The following is a 20,468-nucleotide window of genomic DNA, read 5'->3' as shown; positions in this document are numbered from 1 at the left end:
CCCCGTCGGGCACGATGTCGACCGTGCTGGACGAGTCGCGACGGCAGCGGTGCATCCAGGCCGTGGTCGAGGAGGGCGAGCGGTTCGGTGTCCTCGCCGCGGAGCTCGACGCGGGTACGGCGCCCTCGGGCGCGACGCTGGACAGCCCGGTCCCCTGGATCCCGGTGTGGACGGCCCGCGACCTGGTGGGCCACCTCGCCGGCATCCACCGCTGGTCGACGCACATCCTGCGCGCCGGCGTGGTGACGCCGCCGCCCCCGGAGACGCGCCCCGCTCCCCCGGCGCAGGGGCTGCTCGGCTGGTACGCCGAGGGGCTGGCCGAGCTGGTGCAGGCGCTGCGGGAGGTCCCGGCCGACTCCCCGGCCTGGCACATGAGCCCGGCCGCCGGCCGGGTAGCCGCCGACTGGGCCCGCCGGCAGGCGCACGAGCTCGCCGTCCACCGGATGGACCTGGAGGCCACCGCCGGCGTCCCGCTCACCCCGGTCCACCCCCAGCTGGCCGACGACGGCGTCGACGAGCTGCTCACCACCGTGCTCGCCCGGTGGGTGCACACCGCGCCGTTCACCACCGCCGACGCGACGGTCCGCGTCGTCAGCCGGGACACCGGCCGCTCCTGGACGGTGCGGTTGGCACCCGGTGAACCCGGCACGGTGGTGATCACCGGCGGGGGCGACGGCCCCGTGGACGCCGTCCTGGAGGGCGGGGCGACCGACCTGCTCCTGCGGCTGTGGGGGCGGCCGGCGCGGGTCGACGTCTCCGGCGACCCCGCCGCGGAGGCGCTGCTGCGTGGACGCTGAACACCCGCCCGGGCCGGCGCCCGGCGTCCGCGGAACGGCTGAACTGCTGGCCGACGCCGACCGCCCGGGATCGTGGGTGCTGCTGGTCGGCGACACCCCGCAGTCGCACGTCGACCTCGACGACCCGACGCACCTGGAGTTCGAGTACGTGCGCCGGCTGGGGCACGTGCTCGACCTGGCCGGCGAGGAGGGTGCGCCGCTCGACGTGCTGCACCTCGGCGGCGGCGCGCTGACCCTGGCCCGTTACGTCGCGGTCACCCGGCCCGGCTCCCGGCAGCGGGTGGTCGAGATCGACCCGTCGCTGACCGAGCTGGTCCGCGACCGTCTGCCGCTGCCGCGGAGCGCGCGGGTGCGGGTGCGCGCGGACGACGCCCGTGCCGGCCTCGCCGCCCGGCCGGACGCCAGCGCCGACGTCGTGGTGTGCGACGTGTTCGCCGGCGCCCGCACCCCCGCGCACCTCACGACGATCGAGTTCGCCGCCGACGTCCGGCGGGTGCTGCGCCCCGGCGGGACCTACGCGGTCAACGTGGCCGACGGCCCACCGCTGCGCTTCGCGCGCGGCCAGGCCGCCACCCTCCGCACCGCCTTCCGGCACGTCGCCCTGCTGGCCGAGCCCGGCATCCTGCGCGGACGGCGGTTCGGCAACCTGGTCGCCGTCTGCACCGACGGCGAGCTGCCGGTCGCCGCCCTCACCCGGCGCTGCGCGGCCGACCCGATGCCCGCGCGGGTGGTCGCCGGCGCCGACCTCGACCGGTTCGCGGCGGGCGCCGTGCCCGTGCGCGACGCCGGCGCGGTCGACTCCCCCGAGCCGCCCGCCGGGGTCTTCGCCACCGGCTGACGGCGGGACGAGCGCTCCCGGCTCACCCGGCCAGCGCCGCCTCGAAGGCGGCCAGCGCCCGGTCGTCGAAGAGCACGAAGCGGACGTGCCGCACGTGCTCGAGCGGGCCGGCCGCCCGGACGCCGGCCACCGCCTGCCGGGCGGCGTCGTCGAGCGGCCAGCCGTAGATGCCGGCCGAGATCGCCGGGAAGGCCACGGTGCGCGCGCCCAGCCGGTCGGCCTCGCGCAGGCTCTCGGTGTAGCAGGACCGCAGCGTGGCCGATCGGTCCTCACCGGCCGACCAGACCGGTCCCGCGGTGTGCACGACCCATCGGGCCGGCAGCCGGCCCGCCGTCGTCGCCACCGCCTGCCCGCGGGGCAGCAGCCCCCCGGGCAGCCGGGCCTTGACCGCCCGGCACTCCTCGAGGATCGCCGGCCCGCCAGCCGCGTGGATGGCGCCGTCGACACCGCCGCCGCCCAGCAGGCCCGGATTGGCCGCGTTCACCACGACGTCGACGTCGGCCTCGGTGATGTCGCCGCGCACCGCCACCAGTTCCACGGGGCAGACGGTAGCCAGCCTCCCGGCCGGGAACCGGTGCCAGGATCGGCCCATGACCGCACCCGTCCCCCGGCGGCTGCGCCGGGACACCCGGAACCGGGTGATCGCCGGCGTCTGCGCCGGGATCGCGCGACGCTACGGACTGTCGCCCACCGCCCTGCGGGTCGCCTTCGTGGTCTCCTGCATCCTGCCGGGGCCGCAGTTCGTGGCCTACCTGCTGCTGTGGGTGCTCATCCCCGCCGACGACGGCTACTGACCGGCCGCCCGCTCACCAGGGGCCGCTGGTCACCAGGGGCTCACCAGGGGCTGTTGCCGCCGCGCTGCAGTCCGCGGACGGCGGGGCGGACGTCGACCAGGTAGACCACCGCGCCGATCACCGCCGGCAGCCAGAAGAAGCTCAGCGGCGGGGTGAGCCAGGCCAGCACGAGGGCCAGGCCGGTGATGGCACCCCAGGCCGGCTTGGTCAGCTTCCCCGCGGCGACGTAGGCCGAGGCGGGGCGGATGAGCGCGTCGACGAGTGCCCACGCGGCGAGTCCGAGCGTGGCGAACTGCAGCAGGAGGAGCAGGAACCCGTCGAACGCGGCCATGTCGTCACGGTACTCGCCGAGGGGCTCCCGATCGGGCCTCCACGCGGTCCGCTCCCCCGCCCGGGTGCGGCGAGGCCGGCGGCGGACGGCACGCGGGCCCCGGGGCGGAGATCCGCCCCGGGGCCCGCGTCGTGCGCTGACCGGGTCAGTCGGTCTTCTTGGCCGGCACCGTGGTGGGGTCGGTCCGCTTCGCGGTGCGGGCGCGGGTCACGCGGGCCGACGTGGTCCCTGCCGGGGCCTTCCTGGCCGCCGGGGTGCTCGTGCGCGCCCGCCGGGCCGGAGCCGGCGCGCCGGCCTCCCGGACGGTGGCCTTGGTCGACTCGGCGGCCGAGCGGGTCCTGCTCTCGGCGGCCTCGGTGGCCTTCGCCGTCTTGGCGGCGGTCTTCTGCGCCAGCGAGGTCACCTCGTCGGACGCCTCGCCGACGACCTCGGCGGTCTCCTCGAGAGTGGTCTCGACGGCGCCCTCGACGCCGTCGACGACCTGCTCGGTGCGGCGCACGATGCGGCGGAAGCCGGGGGCCCGGCGCAGCTCGCCGATGACGCCGGCGCCGCGCTCGGCCAGCGCCTCGACCTGGGTGCGTGCGGTGCCGACGAGGCCGGTGACCGCGCCGACCAGCGCCTGGGGGCGGACGGCGCCGGCCACCTGGTGCGCCGCGGCGCGAGCCGCGGCCGCGCGGTCGCGCGCCTCCTTGGCGGCCAGGTCGGCCTGCACCTGGACCTCACCGGGCAGTGCCTCGGCGCGGGCGCGGAGCGAACCGAGCAGTTCCGCGGTGGTGCGGACGGCGAGGTCACCCGCGCCGACCGTGGCGAGCAGCGAGGTCTTCGAGGTCTCGGCGACCTGCCCGGCGACGGTGCGGCCGGAGGTCACCACGGTCTCGCCGTGGTGCCTGGCGGTCTGGGTGGCGGTCATGCGGACTCCTTCGTGGAGGGGACGTCGGGGACGGCCTGCGGCGAGGCCGGGGTCGGGGGCGGGGGCGGTGCGGCGGCGCGGTGCTCGCGCACGTAGGTCTCGTAGAGCTCGAGCAGGACGGCCTTGTGCCGCTCGGACAGCGCGGTGTCGGCGCGGATGGCCGCGACCGTGTCCGCGGTGCCCGCGCGGCGGTCGAGGATGCCCGCGTGCTCGTACAGGGTCTCGGCCGAGATGGACAGCCCGCGGGCGATGGCGGCCAGGATCTCCGCCGACGGCTTGCGCAGGCCGCGCTCGACCTGCGAGAGGTAGGGGTTGCTGACTCCCGCTGCGCGAGCCAGCTCGCGCAGCGACACGCGAGCGGCGTTGCGCTGCTGGCGGATGAAGTCGCCGACCGAGGAGGTCACCGCGGTCGACTCGGCCACCGTTCCCGCCACCGTCCCGGCCACGCTGCCGGCGACGCGGTCGACGCGTTCGCGTGCGGCGGTCACCTGCTCACGGACGAAGTCTCCCGGCTTGTGCACGCCATCCACGGTAACCCCGGGGTGCTAGCTCCTGCAAGCACGGGAGCTAGCACGGGGGCGGCCCGGCGGTGACTCCGGTCACCGGCGTCCGGGCCGGTCAGCGACCCAGGGCCGCCGACAGGGACGCCGACGCGCGCACCTGCCCGACGACGCCGTCCCCGCCGGGCACCGGGGCGAGCGACCACGGGGAGAGCGCCCCGGCCGGCACGCCGAGGGAGAGCAGCGCGGCAGCCAGCGCCGGGGTGCGGCCCCGGTCGCCGCCGTCGTCGAGCTTGAGCGCGACCGCTCCCGCACCAGGCAGCGCGGCGACGTGGACGCCGTCGGCACCGCCCTTCACCAGCAGGCCGGGGACGGCGCGCATCAGCTCCGTGTCGTCCCGGTCGGTGCCGGCGACGAACCAGGGGTGCGTGCGCATGGCGTCGGCGACCGCCCGGTCGCGGCTCCCCGGGGCCGCGCCGACCAGGCCGAGCACGCCCCGCGCCAGGCCGGTCAACGACAGGGCGTGCTGCGGCGCACCGCAGCCGTCGACGACGACCGCGGTCACCGGCTCGCCGGCCGCCTCGGCCAGCCGCGCCTCCACCGCCAGCTGCAGCGGGTGGTCGCGGTCGAGGTAGCCCTCGGTCGGCCACCCGGCGGCCACGCAGGCCGACAGCATCGCCGCGTGCTTGCCCGAGCAGTTCATCGCCAGCCGCTCGGGCGGCCGGCCGTCGGCCAGCCAGCGCGCCCAGGTCGGCTCGTGCATGGGCAGGGCCGGCGGGCAGCCCAGGTCGTCGCGCCCGAGACCGGCCCCGGCCAGCATCGCCGCGGCGAGGTCGCGGTGGCCGTCCTCGCCGCTGTGGGAGCCGGCGCCGATGGCCAGCTCCTCGCCGGAGCGGGGCGACCACCCCACCGCCAGCAGCGCGGTGGCCTGCACCGGCTTGTTCGACGAGCGCGGCAGCACCGGGCGGTCGACCGCGCCGTGCGCGGCGAGCGGGCCGCCGTCGGCGTCGAGCACCACCAGCGCGCCGCGGTGCACCGACTCCAGGAAGCCGGACCGCCACACCTCGACGAGCACCGGGTTGTCCGGCCACGGTGACGTGATCGAACGACCACTCATCGAGGTCCCACCGGAGCCGCCCTGGGCCCGGCCCCGCCGCAGGGGCCCACCGCGAGCCCGCGAGCTGTGGGAGGCGGGGGGCCTTCCGTCACCGGCCCTCGTCGGCGAGCAGCGCGGCGACGTCGGCCTCGCCGTCGCGGTAGCGGCGGGCCAGCTCGCCGGCCAGGGTGTCCATCACCTGCTGGACGCCGCGGCGCCGTTCGGACAGGTCGCTCTCGGCGTCGGCCAGCGCGCGGGCGGCCCGTTCGAGCTTGTCGTCGGACAGGTCGGTGACGGCCGACAGGTCCACGCCCGGCGCCAGGCCGTTGACCCACGCCTCGTACTCGTCGGGCGCGTGCGGCTGGACGGTCTGGTGCCGGCCCAGCCCGTGCGCCGGTCCCCGGCCCTTCTCGGCCAGGATCTCCGGCAGCAGGTCGACCAGCGAGCGGCCGTCGTGCTCGGCGCGGCGCTGCAGCTCGCGGCGCACGATGTCGAGCCGGCCCTGCAGCAGCCGCCGGGTGTAGGAGAGGTTGACCTCCTCCTGCTCGGCCTGCCGCCGCAGCCGCCGCACCTCGGTCATCGGGGCGGACGTGGCCCGCTCCAGGAAGGCGGGCTCGAGCAGGGCGTCGACGGCGGCGCCGCCGGCGGGCGTCTTCGGGGTCACGGGGTGGCCTCCACGGTCGTCGGAGCAGCGGCGATGCCGAGCAGCGAGCGCGCCTCGGCGGGGGGCAGCGGCGGCCGCTGCGCGATGCGGGCCAGGCCGGCCGCCCGCGCGACCAGCTGGGCGTTGTCGCGCACCGGCTCGCCGGGGGCGTAGGTGAGCGTGTCCTCCATACCCACGCGCAGGTGGCCGCCGGCCGAGAGGGCGGCGAGCATGACCGGCAGCGACGTCCGGCCCACCCCGGTCGCGGCGAAGGTGGCGCCGGCGGGCAGCTGCGGCAGGCAGGCGGTCAGCGCCTGGGTCGTGCCGGGCATGCCGCCGGGCACCCCCATCACCAGGTCGACGTGCACGTGCCCGCCGTGCGGCGGGCCGTGCCGGTCCAGCAGCCGGTGCAGCGTGGCCAGGTGGCCGAGGTCGAAGACCTCGTACTCCGGCACGACCCCGCGCTGCTGCATCTGCGTGTGCAGCTCGACGATGAGGTCCCACGGGTTGCTGAAGACGTCGCGGCCGAAGTTCACCGTGCCGAGCGTGAGGGAGGCGGCGTCGGGCTCCGCGTCGAGCACGGCCAGCCGCTGGTCGTACGGGTCGGTGACCGCTCCACCGGTCGACAGCTGCACGACCAGGTCGGTCGACTCGCGGACGGCGGCGACCACCTCGCGCACCCGGCCGAGGTCGAGCGTGGGCCGGGTCTCGGCGTCGCGGACGTGGAGGTGGACGACCGAGGCCCCGAGCGCCTGGCAGTCCCGGGCGGTGGCGACCACCTCCTCGACGGTCACCGGCAGCGCGGGCACGTCCGCCTTCGCCGATTCCGCCCCGGTCGGCGCGAGCGTGATGAGGGTGCCGGAGGTCACCGCGCGGTCCTGGCTCGGTTCACCGGGGGATGGTCGCAGACCGGACCGCCCGCACGCGGTCGCGGGCCGCCGCCCGGGTGTCGTCCAGGCGCTCTGACGCGTCGTCCGGATCGATCGCCGCGGCCGCCCCGCCGACCGTGAGCGCCGCGTCGACCGCCACCGACTGCTTGACCAGCGCCAGGGCGACCACGCCGAGCTCGTGGTGGCGCACGACGGAGCCGGCGCGGCCCACCTCCCGCGCGCCGGCGAGCACCGGGGTGCCCGGTGCGGGCAGCTCCTCGGCCAGCCCGTCGAGGTGCAGGAGGACCAGGCGGCGCGGCGGGCGGCCGAGGTTGTGCACCCGGGCGACGGTCTCCTGGCCGCGGTAGCAGCCCTTGTCCAGGTGGACGGCGGTCCGCAGCCAGCCCAGCTCGTTGGGGATGGTGCGGTGGTCGGTGTCCACGCCGGCGCGCGGACGGCGGGCGGCGACCCGCAGCGCCTCGTAGGCGTCGAGCCCGGCGGGCACGGCCCCGGCGGCCAGCAACCGGGCGGCCGCCTCGCCGGCGTCGCCGCGCGCGACCAGCAGGTCGAACTCGGGGACGCCGTCCTCGAGCCCCGGCATGCGGCGCACCCAGCCACCCGGTGCGGAACCCACCTGCCAGGCGGCCTCCGGCGCCGGCAGGCCGGCGTCGTCGAGGACCGCGGCGGCCCGCGGGCCGGCGAGGGTGAGCAGCGCGCGGTCGGCGGTGACCAGGGCCGGCTCGACGCGGAGCAGGAAGCGCATCCGGTCGAGGAAGGCGAGCAGCCCCTCGCCGGTGCCCGGCTCGACGTCGACCCAGGTGGTGCCGTCGAGGTCGGCGAGGACGAGGTGGTGCTCCACGTGCCCGTGCGGCGAGAGCACGAGCGCCTCGGTCCCGCTGCCGTCGGCGAGCTGCTCGAGGTGCTGGGTGGTCAGGCTGTGCAGCCAGGTCAGCCGGTCCGGGCCGGGGACGGCGATCACGTCGCGGTCGCTGCGGTCGACCAGCCCGGCGGCCTCGGCGAGCGTCCGCTGCTCCCGCAGCGGGTCGCCGTGGTGCGCCGCGACGGTGCCCCCCTCCGGGACGACCGCACCCGGCAGGCCCGACAGGACGGCGGTGCTCATGGAGTCTCCGTTCCGGCTCGCTCGCGGCAGTCGCGGCACGTGCCCGACAGCGCCACGTGCCCCACGTCGACGGTGAAACCGAGATCGGCGGCCAGGCGTTCCGCCGCGCCGTCGAGCAACGTGGGGTCCACCGAGGTGACCGCGCCGCAGGTGGCGCAGGCGACGTGCAGGTGCCGCTGACCGGCAGCGTGATAGACCGGCGCCCCCTTGCCGAGGTGGGTGTGCCACACCAGACCGAGCCGCTCGAGCAGCTCGAGCGTGCGGTACACGGTGGAGGTGTCGGGCGCCGCGCCGTCCGGGCCGGCCTGGTCGCGCAGCCGCCCGGCGATGGTCTCGGGGGTGGCGTGCTCCAAGGCGGCGACGGCCGCCAGCACCTGCTGGCGCTGCGGGGTCAGCCGCATCCCGCGCGCCCGCAGCCGCTCGGCCAGCGGGGGCCCGGGCACCGGGTCGGAACGCACCTGCCGAGCCTATGCCCGCGCCGCGCGCGCCCGGCGGTGGAGCGCAGCGCGCCGTCCCGGCTCCCGGCGGTGCGGCCGCCCCGGTGCCCGGCTCCCCGTCCGGGGCGGGCGGTGCGGCAGGCTGGCGCCCGTGACGGACCTGCGGCGGGTGGCGGTGTGGACCGACGGCGGGGTGGACGTCGTGCCGGGTGACCGGCCGGTGGTCACCGCCTTCGACGCGGGACTGGGCCGGGGCGACGGCGTCTTCGAGTCGGTGTCGGTCCGCGAGGGCCGGGCCCCCCACCTGGCCGCGCACCTGGCCCGGCTGGCGCGCTCGGCCGCCGCCCTCGCGCTGACCGACCCCGGTGAGCCGGCCTGGCGGGCGCTCGTCGACGCCGTCCTCGCCGGGTGGGACGCCGGCACGGAGGGCGTCGTCCGGCTGTTCCTGACCCGGGGCCTCGGCGACGGCACGCCCCCGACGGCGCTCGCGCTGCTCTCCCCCGTCCCCGCCGAGGTGCTGCGCCAGCGGGCCGAGGGGATCTCCGTCGTCAGCCTGGGCCTCGGCGTGCCGGCCGACTTCCGGACCACCGCGCCCTGGCTGCTCGGCGGCGCCAAGACGCTGTCCTACGCGGTCAACATGGCCGCGCTGCGCCACGCGCACGGACTGGGCGCCGACGACGCCGTCCTCACCTCGCTGGAGGGCCGGCTGCTGGAGGCCCCGACCTCCAGCGTCGTCTGGGCCGTGGACGGCGAGCTGCGCACGCCACCGCCGGACACCGGCATCCTCCCCGGCACGACGCAGGCGCGGCTGTTCGCCCGCGCCGCCGAGGCCGGCCGGCCGACGCGCGTGGCTCACGGCACCGTCGACGACCTGCACGCCGCCGACGCGGTGTGGCTGGTCTCCGGCGTCCGCGGGGTCGCCCGGGTGCACACGCTCGACGGCGTCGCCCGCGGCGACGACGGCCTGACCGGGCAGGTGCGCGACCTGCTGGCCCGGTAGCCTCGGCGGCAGGTGCGCCGGGAAGTCTGGTCGGCAGTCCCCTTCGTGACCCCTGACGACGGAGCCGCCCGTGACCAAGCCGCCGTACCCGAACCGCCTGCTCGGCCGCGGGTCGTGGACCGAGACCCGGCGCATCGCCGACATCCTCCGGCAGGAGACGGTCGGCGGGACCCTCCTCATCGCCGGCGCGGTGATCGCGCTGGTCTGGGCCAACTCCCCGTGGTCCGGGGCGTACGACGCGCTGCGCGAGGTGCGGATCGGGCCGGCGGCGCTGCACCTGGACCTGTCGCTGGCCACCTGGGCCGCCGACGGGCTGCTCGCCATCTTCTTCTTCGTCGCCGGCCTGGAGCTCAAGCGCGAGTTCGTCGCCGGTGACCTCCGCGATCCGCGCAAGGCGGCGCTGCCCATCGCCGCCGCGGTCGGCGGCATGGTCGCGCCGGCGATCTTCTACACGGCGATCAACCTGGGCAGCGAGCGGGAGGGCGTCCTCGCCGGCTGGGCGATCCCCTCGGCGACCGACATCGCCTTCGCCCTCGCCGTCCTCGCCGTGGTCAGCACGCACCTGCCGGCCGCGCTGCGCATCTTCCTGCTCACCCTCGCCGTGGTCGACGACCTGCTCGCGATCGTGGTGATCGCGATCTTCTACACGTCGGAGCTGTCGGTCGTCCCGCTGCTGCTCACCCTCGTGCCCCTGGCCCTCTTCGGGTTCCTGGTGCAGAAGCGGGTCCGCCACTGGTGGCTGCTGATCCCGCTGGCGGTGGTCACCTGGGTGCTCATGCACGAGTCGGGCGTGCACGCCACGGTCGCCGGCGTCCTGCTCGCCTTCACCGTGCCCGTCCGGCGCCGCGACGGCGGCGAGGGCAAGGGCCTGGCCGAGCACTTCGAGCACCGCATCCGGCCGGTCTCGGCGGGCTTCGCCGTGCCGGTGTTCGCGTTCTTCTCCGCCGGGGTCACCGTGGGCGGCCTGTCCGGCCTCGGGACGGCGCTGTCGGACAGCATCGCCGTCGGGATCATGGTCGGGCTCGTCGTCGGCAAGGCGATCGGCATCTGCGGCGCCACCTGGCTGGTGCAGCGGTTCACCCGCGCCGAGCTCAACCCGGAGCTGGGCTGGCCCGACGTGCTGGGCCTGTCGCTGCTCGGCGGCATCGGGTTCACCGTCTCGCTGCTCATCGCCGAGCTCGCCTTCGGCGCGGGCTCGGAGGCCGACGAGGTCGCCAAGGTGGGCATCCTGACCGGCACGCTGCTGGCCGCCCTGGTCGCCACCGTCCTGCTGCGGCTCCGCAACCGGCGCTACCGGCTCATCTGGGAGGAGGAGCAGATCGACGCCAACCGCGACGACATCCCCGACGTGTACCAGCGGCCGTCCGCCGACGGCTGAACGTGTCGCGTTGCCGTCCTCCGTCCGGGGGACGTACGGTCGCGGTACACGAGAGAGGAGGTGGTCCGAACTTTGCACGCTTATCGGACTCGTGAGGTGGCTGTCCGCTAGCCGCCGTCCAGATGGGCCGCCCGTCCAGGTCGTCTGATGACCTGGACGACGGCAGATCGCCCGTCCGTCGTACGGCGGCGAGCGAGAACCGGACAGTCACCCGACCCCCGGGCCGCCGGCATTTGTCCAGCCGGCCCGCGTGCAGCTCCCCCGACCTCGGGGCAGGGCGCCGCGGAGCAGCCCGGGGGTTGTCCGTTCTCCGGGGAGGTGCCGTGCACCTGGGCGGCCTCCCCGTCGAGGACGACGTCTCCCCCGGCGTCTGGATCGCCGACGGCCGCACCGGGCGCCCCGGCACCGTCGCCGGCCTGGTCCCGTCCGTCTTCGAGGCCTACGCCCGGGTGCTGCACCCCGCCTACCGCTACGCCGGGGACGACGACCTGCCCGTCCGCTGGGCCGACGTCGCGGCCCACAACGGCACCGTCGTCCACCCGCAGGCGCAGTGGGCGGCGCTGACCGGCGGACTCGAGTACCTCTCGTCGGACAGCCAGCCCCCGGTGTGGGACGGCGCGCCGGCCGAGGGCCACCTCCCCGTCGAGGCGGCCGCCGCGCTGGCGTCGGTGCTCGCCGGTCGCACCACCACGCCGGAGCACTGCTGGTTCGGCCGGTCCGGCTCCGCCTACGACGGGCCCGACCTCGCCGGCGCCCCGCAGCTGGCGCTGGCCGGCGGGCGCGACGCCGTCCTGGTCCGCGGCAGCGTGCGCGACGCCGTCCGCAATCTCGCCCCCGAGCCGCACGAGCAGAGCGCGAACCTGTGGTGGCCGGCCGACCGGGCCTGGTGCGTCGTCACCGACCTCGACTGCATGAGCACCTACGTCGGGGGCACCGCCGCGTGCATCGCCGCCGTGCTCGCCGAGCCCGCTCTGGAGGCGCTGCCCGCCCGGCCCGACGACTCGACCGCGTGGGACCGCGACCCGGTCAACCCCCCACCCCCCTGACCCGTCGGTGAAGGCCGTCACCGACGCGGCGGCGGGTCAGGGCAGCTCGACGACGACGTCCTCGCCGGCCGCGCGGACCAGGACGCCATCCTCCTCGACGGCCACGTCGGTGACCACCTGGCCGAACGGCAGCGGGTCCAGCGGCACGAGGAACGTGAAGCGCTCGCCGAGCAGCAGCTCGGCGGCCGCGTCGAGGTCGGATCCGGTGTCGACCCGGCTGGGCGTGACGGTCAGCGCGCCGCCCTCGGCGCCGAGCCCGGCATCGACCGTGGCGTCGTAGTTCCGCCCGAGGACCTGCACCGTGCCGGTGATCTCCACCTCCGCGGGGTCGTCCGCGGGGCGCACCGTGTACGGGCGGCTGGTGAACTGCAGGTAGCGGTTGAGATCGGGGTAGCTCAGCAGCGCGCGCTCCACCGTCTCCTCGACGACCAGGACGTCGGGGTCGCGCAGCAGCAGGTCGCGGAAGGGCACCCGGACGCCGGTCAGCGTCGCCTCCACCCGGTCCAGCCGCAGCGCCCCGCTCGACAGGCCCCGCGCCGTGACGTCGACCCGGTCGTACCGGCCGCGCACCGCCTGCAGCAGGAACGACGCACCGTGCACCTGCACCTGCGGTGTGGCGAAGGTGCCGGTGACCCGCTGCACCTCCCGCGCCACCAGCCGTTCGGCCACGTCGCGGGCCAGCCGGTCGCCGCCCCAGAGCAGCACCGCGACCCCGATGACGGCGCTGACCAGGAGGACGGCGACGCGGACCCGCGAGCGCCGCGCCGGCGACGCGTGAGGAGCGGGGGCGGGGCCCGCCGTCACCGGGTCTGCCCGCCCGCCGCCGCGACCTGCCGGTCACCCTCCGGGGCCTCCCCGCCGGCGTCCGGGGCCGCTGCGTCCCGGCCGAACGCGGCGCCGCCGCCCGGGGCCGCCATGAGGCGGGCCTGCTCCTCGGCGGAGACCGGGCCGCGGCGGACGCGGATCCGCCGGCTCGGCCAGCTGGACGTCCGCCCGAGCAGGGTGAGCAGGGCAGGGGTCAGCACCGGGCGGATGAGGAAGGTGTCGAGCAGCAGGCCCACGGCCATGGTGAACGCGATCTGGCGGAACAGGCCAAGCGGGATGATGGCGACCATCGCGAAGGTCGCGGCCAGGATGACCCCGGCCGCGCTGATGGCGCGGGCGGTGTTGGGCATGGCCACCGCGATGGCCTCGCTGAGCGGCCGGCGCCGGGCCTCGTCCCAGATCGAGCCGACGGCGAACACGTTGTAGTCCGAACCGAGGGCGAGCAGCAGCACCGCCGTGGTGAACGGCGCGAAGAAGATCAGCCCCGGGTTGCTGAGCACGCCCTGGAAGAGCACGACCGTGAGCCCCAGCGAGGCGGCGACCCCCAGGGCGCTGGACGCCAGCAGGAACAGCGGCGCGACGAGCGCCCGCAGGTAGACGGCGAGGATCACCAGCTCGACGACCAGCGCGGCCAGCAGCGTGAGCCAGAGGTTCTCGCGGGTGAGGTCGGCCAGCTCCGAGGCGATCGCGGTCTGCCCGGTGGCGGCGGCCGTGGCACCCTCCAGGCCGGCCGCGTCCAGCAGGCCGTCGAGCGAGCTCCGCAGCCGCTGGTAGTCCTCGATGGCCGGCGCGCCCAGCGGATCGCTGTCGAAGATCACCACGAAGCGGGCCGCGTCGCCGTCGCGGGAGAAGACGATGCCGTAGCGGTCCTCGAACGGGTTCTGCGCCGGCCCGATCACCTCGGCCACCCCGGGCAGGGCGGCGAGCAGCCCCTGCAGCACCTCCAGCTCCGGGCGCTGGGCGAAGAGGTCCCGGCCCTCGACGATCACCTCCGTCGGCGCCACCACCCCCCGGACGCCGGACTCGTCGAGCACCCGCGCCCCCCGCAGCACCGGGTCGTCGTCGGGCAGCTCGGAGGTGAACGAGACGTCGATGCGCATCTCCAGGAGCGGCAGCGCGGCCGGCACCAGCAGCGCCAGGCTGAACAGCAGGGCCACCGCGGCGCCGGCCTTGCGGGACACGACCCGGGCGAGCCAGCGGGTGGCCCGGCTCGGGCCGCGGCCCGCCGGCGTGGCGACGTCGCGGCCGCCCGGCGAGAAGAACAGCCGCGATCCGAGGATGGCCATGACCGCCGGGACGAGGGTCACCGAGACCACGACGCCGACGACGACGGTCAGCGCCAGCGCCGGCCCGAAGGCGCGGAACAGCTCGAAGTTGGCGGCCAGCAGCGCCGCGGTCCCGCCGGCCACGGTGAGCCCGGCGACGGCCACGATCGGGCCCTCGGTGAGCACCGTCCGCCGGGCCGCCTCGCGCCGGTCCAGGCCCCGGCCCAGCTGCCGGCGAAAGCCGGAGAAGAACAGCACGCAGTAGTCGGTGACCACGCCGATGAGCAGCGCGGCCAGGAGCGGCTGCAGCTGCTCGGGCAGGGCGAAGCCGTAGACGGCGGCGAGCTGGCCGAGCACCCAGGTCGCGACGAAGTAGCCCAGCGTCGCGGTGAACAGCACGACCAGCGGGGCCACCACCGACCGGAACGTGATCGCGACGATCACCGTGATGAGCACCAGGGTGGCGATCTCGAACAGCCGCAGCCGCTGCTCCAGGTGGTAGGCCTGCTGGACCTGGGCGGGGACCACCCCGGTCACGTAGGTGTCGACACCGCGCAGGCTCTCGAAGTGCGTGGCGTACTGCCGGCCCAGTGCCGCGGTGTTCGCCAGCGACGTGTACGGCGAGATGTAGAGGTAGGTGACGGCCGTCTCGCTCGTCGACGTGGGCACGGGGACGGCGCCGATGATCTCGCCGCGCTGCCGCGGGATGTCACCGCGGAGGTAGGCCTGCGTCTGGGCCAGCGCCCGCAGGGTCACGTCGGCGCGGGTGAGCACCGACAGGCCGCCGGGGTCGTGCACGACCACCGAGGTGTCGGACAGCACCGGCACCTGGAAGAGCTCCAGCGAGCGCTGCTGCACCTCCACGGCCTCGCTCCCGGGCGGCAGCAGGCTGCTCAGGTCGCCGGAGCCGCCGCTGTCACCGGGCACGGGGTTGAGGACGGCGAAGACCGCTCCCCCCAGCCAGACGGCGACCACCAGCCAGCGCCCCGAGACGACGAGGGCCCGGAACGCGCGGGCCGCCCCCCGCAGCAGGCCGCGCGGCAGCGCCACCACGCTCCGCAGCGGGGAGCGCCGGGGCACCGCGCCACCCCCGTCCGCCGGTCGGGTCCCCGCTCGCCGGGCACCGCCCTGTGGCGAAGACTAGGACCGGTCGGCAGCGCGCGCAGGGAGGACGACGATGGCCCGGACGGCTGACCAGACCGGACAGGCGCCACCGGCCGCGCGCGGGCGGGGCCTCGGCCCGGTCCGGGCCGGGCTGCTCGCCGCGGTCGTCTTCGTGGCCGGGCTGGTGGCCGGTGGGCTGGCCGTCGGCCTGCTGTCGGCCGGGCCGGTCGTGGTGGAGGCCGGCCCCGGCGGCGCGGGCGAGGGCGGCGTGCCCGGCGGGGCGCTGCCCCCGGAGGGGGCGTCGGCGCAGTTCGTCGTGAACGGTCCCTGCCTGGGCGCGGTGAACGCCGCGCAGGACACCTTCCTGGTCCTCGACGACCTCGGGCGGGCCGCCGCCGACCTCGACGCCGCCGCGCTCGACGAGGTGGTGCGGCGGCTCATCCCGCTGCAGGACCGCCTCGAGACGGGCTTGGACGCCTGCCGGGTGTCCACCGAGGTCGGGCCGGGTGCCGCTCCGCCCAGCGACGTCGCCCCGGGGCGGCCGCTGCCCACCGACACGCCCGCCACCGACACGCCCGCCACCGGCACGGACGACGACACCGGCGGCACGGACGCGACCACGCCGTCCCGGTCGGCGACCGGGTCGCCGACCGGCTGAGCGCGACCACTCCCCCGGCGGACCCGTCGGCGGGTCCGCCGGTCGGACCGGCCGGCTACAGCTGCGCGAGCTCGTCGGCCAGGTCGTCCAGGCCGAGCGACCCCTGGGAGAGCGCCGCCATGTGCCACGCCCGCAGGTCGAAGCCGGCGCCGCGGTTGCGGCGGGCGGCCTCCCGACCGGTCAGCCAGGCGCGCTCGCCGAGCTTGTAGCTGATCGCCTGCCCCGGGATGCCGAGGTAGCGGACCAGCTCGCTGTCGAGGAAGGCCGCGCCCCGTCCGCAGTTCTCGCCGAAGAAGGCCCGGGCGAGCTGCGGCGTCCACGGCCGGCCGCGGGCGTCGGCGACGGCCCCCTGGGCGTCGTCGGGTACCGGCAGGCCCAGGTGCATGCCGATGTCGACCACCACGCGCACGGCCCGCATCTGCTGGGCGTCGAGGTAGCCCAGCCGCTCCCCGGGATCGGTGAAGTAGCCCAGTTCGTCCATCAGCCGCTCGGCGTAGAGGGCCCAGCCCTCGACGTTCGCGCCCACCGAGCCCAGCGAGGCCTGGTACGTCGACAGCTGCCCGGAGACGTAGGCCCACTGGGCCAGCTGCAGGTGGTGGCCGGGGACGCCCTCGTGGTACCAGGTGGAGACCAGGTCCCACAGCGGGAAGCGGGTGCGGCCGAGCGTGGGCAGCCAGGTGCGGCCGGGCCGGGAGAAGTCCTGCGCGGGCCGCGAGTAGTACGGCGCCGCGGCGCTGCCTTCGGGCGCGATCATCGCCTCGACCCGGCGCACCGGCCCGGCCAGGTCGAAGTGGGTGCCGTCGACGGCGTCGATCGTGTCGTCCATCAGCGCCTGCAGCCGCCGCCGGACGGCCTCGACGCCCTCGACCGCCTCGCCGTGCACGTCGAGCCAGCGCATCGCCTCCAGCGGCGTCGCGCCGGGCAGCACCTGCTCGGCGGCGGCCCGCTGCTCGGCCAGGAGCCGCCGGTGTTCGGCCCATCCCCAGGCGTAGGCCTCCTCGAGCCCACCGCGGGCGCCCAGGTCCGACCCGGTCCAGCGGCGGGCGGCCACCGCGTAGCGGTCCCGGCCCACGGCGTCCGGCGTCCCCTCGGCCCGCGGCCCGTAGCGGTCGCGCAGGTGGTCGCGCACGTCGGCCACCGCCCCGTCCGCCGCCGCGGCCGCCCGGTCTAGCTCGCTGCGCAGCTCGTCCGGGCCGGCGGCGGCGAAGCTCGCGAACCAGGGGCCGGCCAGCCAGTCGTCGAGCTGGCCGACGACCGCGGCGACCTGGCGCGGCGCGGCGAACAACCCGCGCCGGGCGCCCTCCTCCAGCGTGGCGCGGTAGCCGGCGTAGGCCGCCGGCACGCGGGCCAAGCGGCGGGCGATCACCGCCCAATCACCGCGCGTGGCGGTCGGCATCAGCATGAACACCTGCCGCACCGAGTGCACGGGGCTGAACAGGTTGGACAGCGCGCGGTACCCCTCCCCGGCCTCGTGCACGGCCAGCTGGGCGCCCAGCCGCTCGCGGAGCAGCCGGGCGCAGCGCCGCTCCACCGGATCGCCGTCCGCGCCGAGCGCGTCCAGCCCGGCGAGCGTGCGGCGGGCCAGGTCGGCCTCGGCCTCGAGGCCGTCCGGCGAGCAGTCGGGCAGCCGGTCGTCACCGGGGCGGGTCCCCAGGGACGTCGCGACGATCGGGTCGAGGTCGCAGACGGCGTCGACGTAGCGGTCGGCGAGCTGGCGCGGAGTGGTCGGGGGTGCGGCCGTCGTCATCGCAGCCGCTCCAGGCGGGCGGACATGGTCGGGCGCAGCGGCTGGTCTCCCCCGGCCCGGTCGATCGCGTACATCAGCGCGCCGTCGACGATGCCGTAGAGCCGCGTGGCCCGGTCGACGGGGGGCGCGTCGGGGGTGCGGGCGATCACGTCGCTGGTGAGCTCCCAGGAGGTCGTCGTCCGGGCCCGCCCGACGTAGAGCTCGACCAGCCCGTCCGGGTTGCTGACCAGCAGCTCGACGTCGTCGGCGCCGCGTGGCCGCCAGAATCCGGACTCCCGGGCGTCGGCACCCGCGACCGCGCCGTCGTCGGTCAGCCGCCAGGTCCGCGACTCGTAGGCCAGGAACCCCCGGCCGTCGTGGCTGAAGCGCAGCCACTGGCCGAACCGGTGGTCACCGCCCGCCCCGGCCGCCTGCCCCTCCCCGTGCCACTCACCGAGCAGCGGGAGCAGGGCCAGCAGCTCGGTCGCGACGTCGGGTCCGCTGCGGACGTCGACGGTGTCGGGGACGGGCAGCTCGGTCGGCCCGGTCACCGGCGGACGCCCCGCGGCCGGCGGGCCAGCCGGTACGCGCCGGCGGCGCAGGCCAGGGCCGCCAGGACGGCGAGCACCACGAACAGCCAGGCGGAGACCATGCCGCCCACGGTAGGACGGAGGACGTCACCGGCTGCGATCGGGCTCGCGGGCGGCGCCCACGGTGTCGGCGACCACCTGGTCCCAGGAGGTGGCCGTCAGGCCGAAGGTGGCCGTGGTCGAGGTCGCGTCGGTGACGTACGGCTGGTCGAACTGGTGCCGGACGTCGACGAGCTCGCGGGCCATCGGCCAGATCGGCCCCAGCGCGCGCAGCACCGACCACGGCACGCCGCTCACCGGCACCGCGGGCACGCCCATCGCGGCGGCGAGGTCGCCCAGCGCCTGGCGCTGGGAGCGCGGCCGGTCGACCGGCACGTGCCAGGCCCGGCCGTGCGCCCGCTCGTCGGTGCCGAGGGTGACCAGGGTGGCGGCGACGTCGGGGAGGTAGGCCCAGCTGCGGGGCACGTCCGGATCGCCGATCACCCAGGCGCGGCGGCCCCGACGCAGCGTGCCGAGCTGCCGGACCAGGTGCGAGTGCGCGGGCGGCACCTGGGGGCCGACGAAGTCGGCGGCCCGCGCCTCGGTCGTCCGGATGCGGCCGGCCGCGTGGGCGGCGAGCGCGTCCAGCCACATCTCGCGGCGGACCCGGCCCTTGGTGTCGGCGGCGGCCAGCGGCGACTCCGGCGTCATCGGGCCGGACGGTCGGCCGTAGACGTACAGGTTCGACATCGTCACGAGCACGGCGCCGGTGCGCTCGGCCGCGGCCAGCAGGGCCTGCGCGACCGGCGGCCAGTCGGCGGCCCAGCGGGTGTAGGCCGGGTTGACGGCGTTGTACAACGCCGCGGCGCCCTCCGCCGCGGCGGTGAGCTCGGCGGCGTCGGCCGCGTCGACCCGCCGGTGTTCGACCGCGCCGGTGCTGCGCCCTCCGCTGCGCGACAGGACGCGCACGCGGTGACCGCGCTCGGCCAGCAACCGGGCGGTGGTCGTGCCGACCGGGCCCTTGCCGACGACGACGTGCAGTGCCATGGCCGAACTCCTCCTCGTACCCCCGCATGCGAGAGCGTCGCTCTCGTTCAGAATCGATGCTCGCAGAGAAGCTGTCAGCCTGTCAAGAGCACCCGTCACTATTGCGATCGCTGCTCTCGTCATGACAGGATGCGGTGGTGCCCACCGCCCGCGAACGCGTCCGCGCCGAGCTGACCGCCGAGATCACCGACGCCGCCCGGCGCCAGCTGGCCGAGGTCGGCGCCGCGGCCCTGTCGCTGCGTGCGGTCGCCCGCGACATGGGCATGGTGTCCTCCGCGGTGTACCGCTATTTCCCCAGCCGGGACGAGCTGCTGACCCGGCTGATCATCGACGGGTACGACGCCGTGGGCGGCGCCGCCGAGGCCGCCGACGACCCCGGCGCACCGCCGCGGGAGCGGTGGCTGGCCGTCTGCCGCGCCGTCCGGGCCTGGGCGCGGGAGCACCCGCACGAGTACGCCCTGCTCTACGGGACACCCGTGCCGGGCTACGCGGCGCCGCGGGAGACGGTGCCCGCCGCGGCCCGGGTCGGCGTGGTGCTGGGCGGCATCCTCGGCGACGCCGCCCGGGCCGGCACCCTCCCGCCGGCAGCGGGACAGGCCCTGCCGGGCGTGGTCAGCGCCGAGGCCGCGGCCGTCCTGGGCGGCGACCACCCGGACCTCGACGACGCCGTGCGCGTGCGCGCCCTGCTCGCCTGGAGCGCCCTGTACGGGACGGTCTCCTTCGAGCTGTTCGGCCACTTCGTCGGGTCGGTGCAGGACGCCGACGCCTTCTTCGACCGCGCGATGGGCGACCTGGCGGGCCTGCTCGGGCTCTGACCGCCGTCCGCCGTCCGTCAGTCTGCGTGCAGCAGCTTGAGCGCGTGCGACCAGGTGCCCGTGCGGGCGCCGTAGGCGACCCACGCCAGGCACATCGGTTCCAGCAGCCGGCTGGCCTCGATGCCGCCCAGATCGGCGACGTCCCAGCCGGTCTCCTGCAGCAGCCCGGTGACCGTCGCCTTCGCGGCGTCGTCGTCCCCGGCGATGAACATCGTCGGGGGGCCGCCGGGCAGCTGCGGATCGACCATCAGCGCGTTGCCGACGATGTTGTAGGCCTTGACCACGCGGGCGCGCGGGGCCGCCCGCTGCACCCGCTCGCCGAGCGAATCGGTGTGCCCGACGAACAGCCGCGGGACACCGGTCGACCCCTCGAGCGGATTGGTCGCATCGACCAGCACGCGGCCCTCGAGCGCCTCGGCCAGCGAGGTCACCAGGTCGACGGCCACGGTCCCGCGCACCGCGAGGACGACGAGGTCGGCGTCCCGCACGGCCTCGGCCGGCGAGCCGACCGGCAGGCCCTCGACCTCCGCCTGCCGGGTGCCCAGCCGGATCCGGTGGCCGTGGGCGGCGTACCCCCGCGCCAGCGCCCGCGCGACCTGCCCGCTGCCGACGATGCCGATGCGCACGGCCCCACCCCCGCCGAAGCACAGCACAGCGCCCGCCCCCGCGAAAGGGGACGGGCGCTGTGGTGAGGGCCTGG

General features: G+C 76.7%; 23 protein-coding genes. 8 read left to right on the top strand and 15 right to left on the bottom strand.

Going from position 1 to position 20,468, the window contains the following annotated elements:
• Positions 1–23: 23 nt before the first annotated feature.
• Together OF117_RS13535 and OF117_RS13530 are read left to right on the top strand one after the other, a co-directional pair.
• On the top strand, positions 24–797 hold the full coding sequence (locus OF117_RS13535) for a maleylpyruvate isomerase N-terminal domain-containing protein (protein WP_263553371.1): 774 nt from the start codon (positions 24–26) through the stop codon (positions 795–797).
• On the top strand, positions 787–1,635 hold the full coding sequence (locus tag OF117_RS13530; protein WP_263553370.1) for a spermidine synthase: 849 nt from the start codon (positions 787–789) through the stop codon (positions 1,633–1,635). The genes OF117_RS13535 and OF117_RS13530 overlap by 11 nt, the downstream gene beginning before the upstream one ends.
• A gap of 22 nt (positions 1,636–1,657) precedes the next feature.
• Here the strand turns inward: OF117_RS13530 and OF117_RS13525 are convergent, their stop codons facing one another.
• Positions 1,658–2,173, bottom strand: coding sequence for an O-acetyl-ADP-ribose deacetylase (locus OF117_RS13525; protein ID WP_263553369.1), 516 nt, complete (start codon positions 2,171–2,173; stop codon positions 1,658–1,660).
• A gap of 52 nt (positions 2,174–2,225) precedes the next feature.
• On the opposite strand from OF117_RS13525, the gene OF117_RS13520 reads away from it, so the two are divergent.
• Positions 2,226–2,429 (top strand): PspC domain-containing protein, encoded by a 204-nt coding sequence (locus tag OF117_RS13520; protein WP_263553368.1) that lies wholly within the window; start codon positions 2,226–2,228, stop codon positions 2,427–2,429.
• A 40-nt stretch (positions 2,430–2,469) separates the two neighbouring features.
• Here the strand turns inward: OF117_RS13520 and OF117_RS13515 are convergent, their stop codons facing one another.
• From OF117_RS13515 to OF117_RS13480, 8 genes are all read right to left on the bottom strand, one after another.
• Positions 2,470–2,760, bottom strand: a complete 291-nt coding sequence (locus OF117_RS13515; protein ID WP_263553367.1) for a DUF2516 family protein — start codon at positions 2,758–2,760, stop codon at positions 2,470–2,472.
• A gap of 145 nt (positions 2,761–2,905) precedes the next feature.
• Positions 2,906–3,670: a hypothetical protein gene (locus OF117_RS13510; RefSeq protein ID WP_263553366.1), complete on the bottom strand. Its 765-nt coding sequence runs from the start codon at positions 3,668–3,670 to the stop codon at positions 2,906–2,908.
• Entirely contained in the window at positions 3,667–4,191 is a 525-nt protein-coding gene (locus OF117_RS13505) for a helix-turn-helix domain-containing protein (protein ID WP_263553365.1), read from the bottom strand. Before OF117_RS13505 ends, OF117_RS13510 begins: the two co-directional genes overlap by 4 nt.
• Positions 4,192–4,288: 97 nt before the next feature.
• Positions 4,289–5,287, bottom strand: coding sequence for an asparaginase (locus OF117_RS13500; RefSeq protein ID WP_263553364.1), 999 nt, complete (start codon positions 5,285–5,287; stop codon positions 4,289–4,291).
• Between the two features lie 88 nt (positions 5,288–5,375).
• Positions 5,376–5,930, bottom strand: coding sequence for an aerial mycelium formation protein (locus OF117_RS13495; protein ID WP_263553363.1), 555 nt, complete (start codon positions 5,928–5,930; stop codon positions 5,376–5,378).
• Complete coding sequence (locus OF117_RS13490; RefSeq protein WP_263553362.1) at positions 5,927–6,778, bottom strand: 3-keto-5-aminohexanoate cleavage protein; 852 nt, start codon at positions 6,776–6,778, stop codon at positions 5,927–5,929. The genes OF117_RS13495 and OF117_RS13490 overlap by 4 nt, the downstream gene beginning before the upstream one ends.
• Positions 6,779–6,797: 19 nt before the next feature.
• Positions 6,798–7,898: a YgfZ/GcvT domain-containing protein gene (locus tag OF117_RS13485; RefSeq protein ID WP_263553361.1), complete on the bottom strand. Its 1,101-nt coding sequence runs from the start codon at positions 7,896–7,898 to the stop codon at positions 6,798–6,800.
• Positions 7,895–8,356, bottom strand: coding sequence for a Fur family transcriptional regulator (locus OF117_RS13480; RefSeq protein ID WP_263553360.1), 462 nt, complete (start codon positions 8,354–8,356; stop codon positions 7,895–7,897). Before OF117_RS13480 ends, OF117_RS13485 begins: the two co-directional genes overlap by 4 nt.
• 130 nt (positions 8,357–8,486) lie before the next feature.
• Here OF117_RS13480 and OF117_RS13475 point away from each other — a divergent pair, with 130 nt between their 5' ends.
• The 3 genes from OF117_RS13475 (at position 8,487) to OF117_RS13465 (ending at position 11,759) form a co-directional block, all read left to right on the top strand.
• Entirely contained in the window at positions 8,487–9,335 is an 849-nt protein-coding gene (locus OF117_RS13475) for an aminotransferase class IV (protein ID WP_263553359.1), read from the top strand.
• 70 nt (positions 9,336–9,405) lie between these two features.
• Positions 9,406–10,713, top strand: a complete 1,308-nt coding sequence (nhaA, locus tag OF117_RS13470) for a Na+/H+ antiporter NhaA (RefSeq protein ID WP_263553358.1) — start codon at positions 9,406–9,408, stop codon at positions 10,711–10,713.
• 323 nt (positions 10,714–11,036) lie between these two features.
• Positions 11,037–11,759 carry a hypothetical protein gene (locus OF117_RS13465; protein ID WP_263553357.1) on the top strand — a complete coding sequence of 241 codons (723 nt, stop codon included), beginning with the start codon at positions 11,037–11,039 and terminating at the stop codon, positions 11,757–11,759.
• Positions 11,760–11,795: 36 nt separating this feature from the next.
• Here OF117_RS13465 and OF117_RS13460 read toward each other — a convergent pair whose 3' ends face one another.
• Complete coding sequence (locus OF117_RS13460; protein ID WP_263553356.1) at positions 11,796–12,563, bottom strand: DUF2993 domain-containing protein; 768 nt, start codon at positions 12,561–12,563, stop codon at positions 11,796–11,798.
• Positions 12,560–14,929: an MMPL family transporter gene (locus tag OF117_RS13455; RefSeq protein ID WP_263553355.1), complete on the bottom strand. Its 2,370-nt coding sequence runs from the start codon at positions 14,927–14,929 to the stop codon at positions 12,560–12,562. The genes OF117_RS13460 and OF117_RS13455 overlap by 4 nt, the downstream gene beginning before the upstream one ends.
• Positions 14,930–15,026: 97 nt before the next feature.
• Between OF117_RS13455 and OF117_RS13450 the strand changes: the two genes are divergently transcribed.
• Entirely contained in the window at positions 15,027–15,611 is a 585-nt protein-coding gene (locus OF117_RS13450) for a hypothetical protein (protein ID WP_263553354.1), read from the top strand.
• A gap of 55 nt (positions 15,612–15,666) precedes the next feature.
• Here OF117_RS13450 and OF117_RS13445 read toward each other — a convergent pair whose 3' ends face one another.
• The 3 genes from OF117_RS13445 to OF117_RS13435 all read right to left on the bottom strand — a co-directional run bounded on the left by OF117_RS13445 (position 15,667) and on the right by OF117_RS13435 (position 18,953).
• The gene (locus OF117_RS13445; protein ID WP_263553353.1) at positions 15,667–17,358 is read right to left on the bottom strand and encodes a DUF885 domain-containing protein; all 1,692 of its coding nucleotides are present in this window, start codon (positions 17,356–17,358) and stop codon (positions 15,667–15,669) included.
• Complete coding sequence (locus OF117_RS13440; protein WP_263553352.1) at positions 17,355–17,888, bottom strand: FABP family protein; 534 nt, start codon at positions 17,886–17,888, stop codon at positions 17,355–17,357. Before OF117_RS13440 ends, OF117_RS13445 begins: the two co-directional genes overlap by 4 nt.
• Positions 17,889–18,014: 126 nt before the next feature.
• A complete protein-coding gene (locus OF117_RS13435) occupies positions 18,015–18,953 on the bottom strand; it encodes an NAD-dependent epimerase/dehydratase family protein (protein ID WP_263553351.1) in 939 nt (312 codons plus the stop codon).
• Positions 18,954–19,090: 137 nt separating this feature from the next.
• On the opposite strand from OF117_RS13435, the gene OF117_RS13430 reads away from it, so the two are divergent.
• The gene (locus tag OF117_RS13430) at positions 19,091–19,768 is read left to right on the top strand and encodes a TetR/AcrR family transcriptional regulator (protein WP_263553350.1); all 678 of its coding nucleotides are present in this window, start codon (positions 19,091–19,093) and stop codon (positions 19,766–19,768) included.
• Positions 19,769–19,785: 17 nt separating this feature from the next.
• Here OF117_RS13430 and OF117_RS13425 read toward each other — a convergent pair whose 3' ends face one another.
• Positions 19,786–20,394 carry an NADPH-dependent F420 reductase gene (locus OF117_RS13425; RefSeq protein WP_263553349.1) on the bottom strand — a complete coding sequence of 203 codons (609 nt, stop codon included), beginning with the start codon at positions 20,392–20,394 and terminating at the stop codon, positions 19,786–19,788.
• Positions 20,395–20,468: the final 74 nt, after the last annotated feature.

Origin of the sequence: Geodermatophilus sp. YIM 151500 (assembly GCF_025716945.1) — a bacterium.
Classification (GTDB): Bacteria; Actinomycetota; Actinomycetes; order Mycobacteriales; family Geodermatophilaceae; genus YIM-151500.
The sequence above is the reverse complement of the archived record's forward strand: the minus strand, read 5'-3'. Positions and strand labels throughout refer to the sequence as shown.

Bases quoted from the DNA above. Each gene is read 5' to 3' on its own strand.
- OF117_RS13520 (WP_263553368.1), top strand. From the start codon at position 2,226: ATGACCGCACCCGTCCCCCGGCGGCTGCGCCGGGACACCCGGAACCGG.
- OF117_RS13515 (WP_263553367.1), bottom strand. From the start codon at position 2,760: ATGGCCGCGTTCGACGGGTTCCTGCTCCTCCTGCTGCAGTTCGCCACG.
- OF117_RS13510 (WP_263553366.1), bottom strand. From the start codon at position 3,670: ATGACCGCCACCCAGACCGCCAGGCACCACGGCGAGACCGTGGTGACC.
- OF117_RS13500 (WP_263553364.1), bottom strand. From the start codon at position 5,287: ATGAGTGGTCGTTCGATCACGTCACCGTGGCCGGACAACCCGGTGCTC.
- OF117_RS13485 (WP_263553361.1), bottom strand. From the start codon at position 7,898: ATGAGCACCGCCGTCCTGTCGGGCCTGCCGGGTGCGGTCGTCCCGGAG.
- OF117_RS13450 (WP_263553354.1), top strand. From the start codon at position 15,027: ATGGCCCGGACGGCTGACCAGACCGGACAGGCGCCACCGGCCGCGCGC.
- OF117_RS13445 (WP_263553353.1), bottom strand. From the start codon at position 17,358: ATGACGACGGCCGCACCCCCGACCACTCCGCGCCAGCTCGCCGACCGC.
- OF117_RS13435 (WP_263553351.1), bottom strand. From the start codon at position 18,953: ATGGCACTGCACGTCGTCGTCGGCAAGGGCCCGGTCGGCACGACCACC.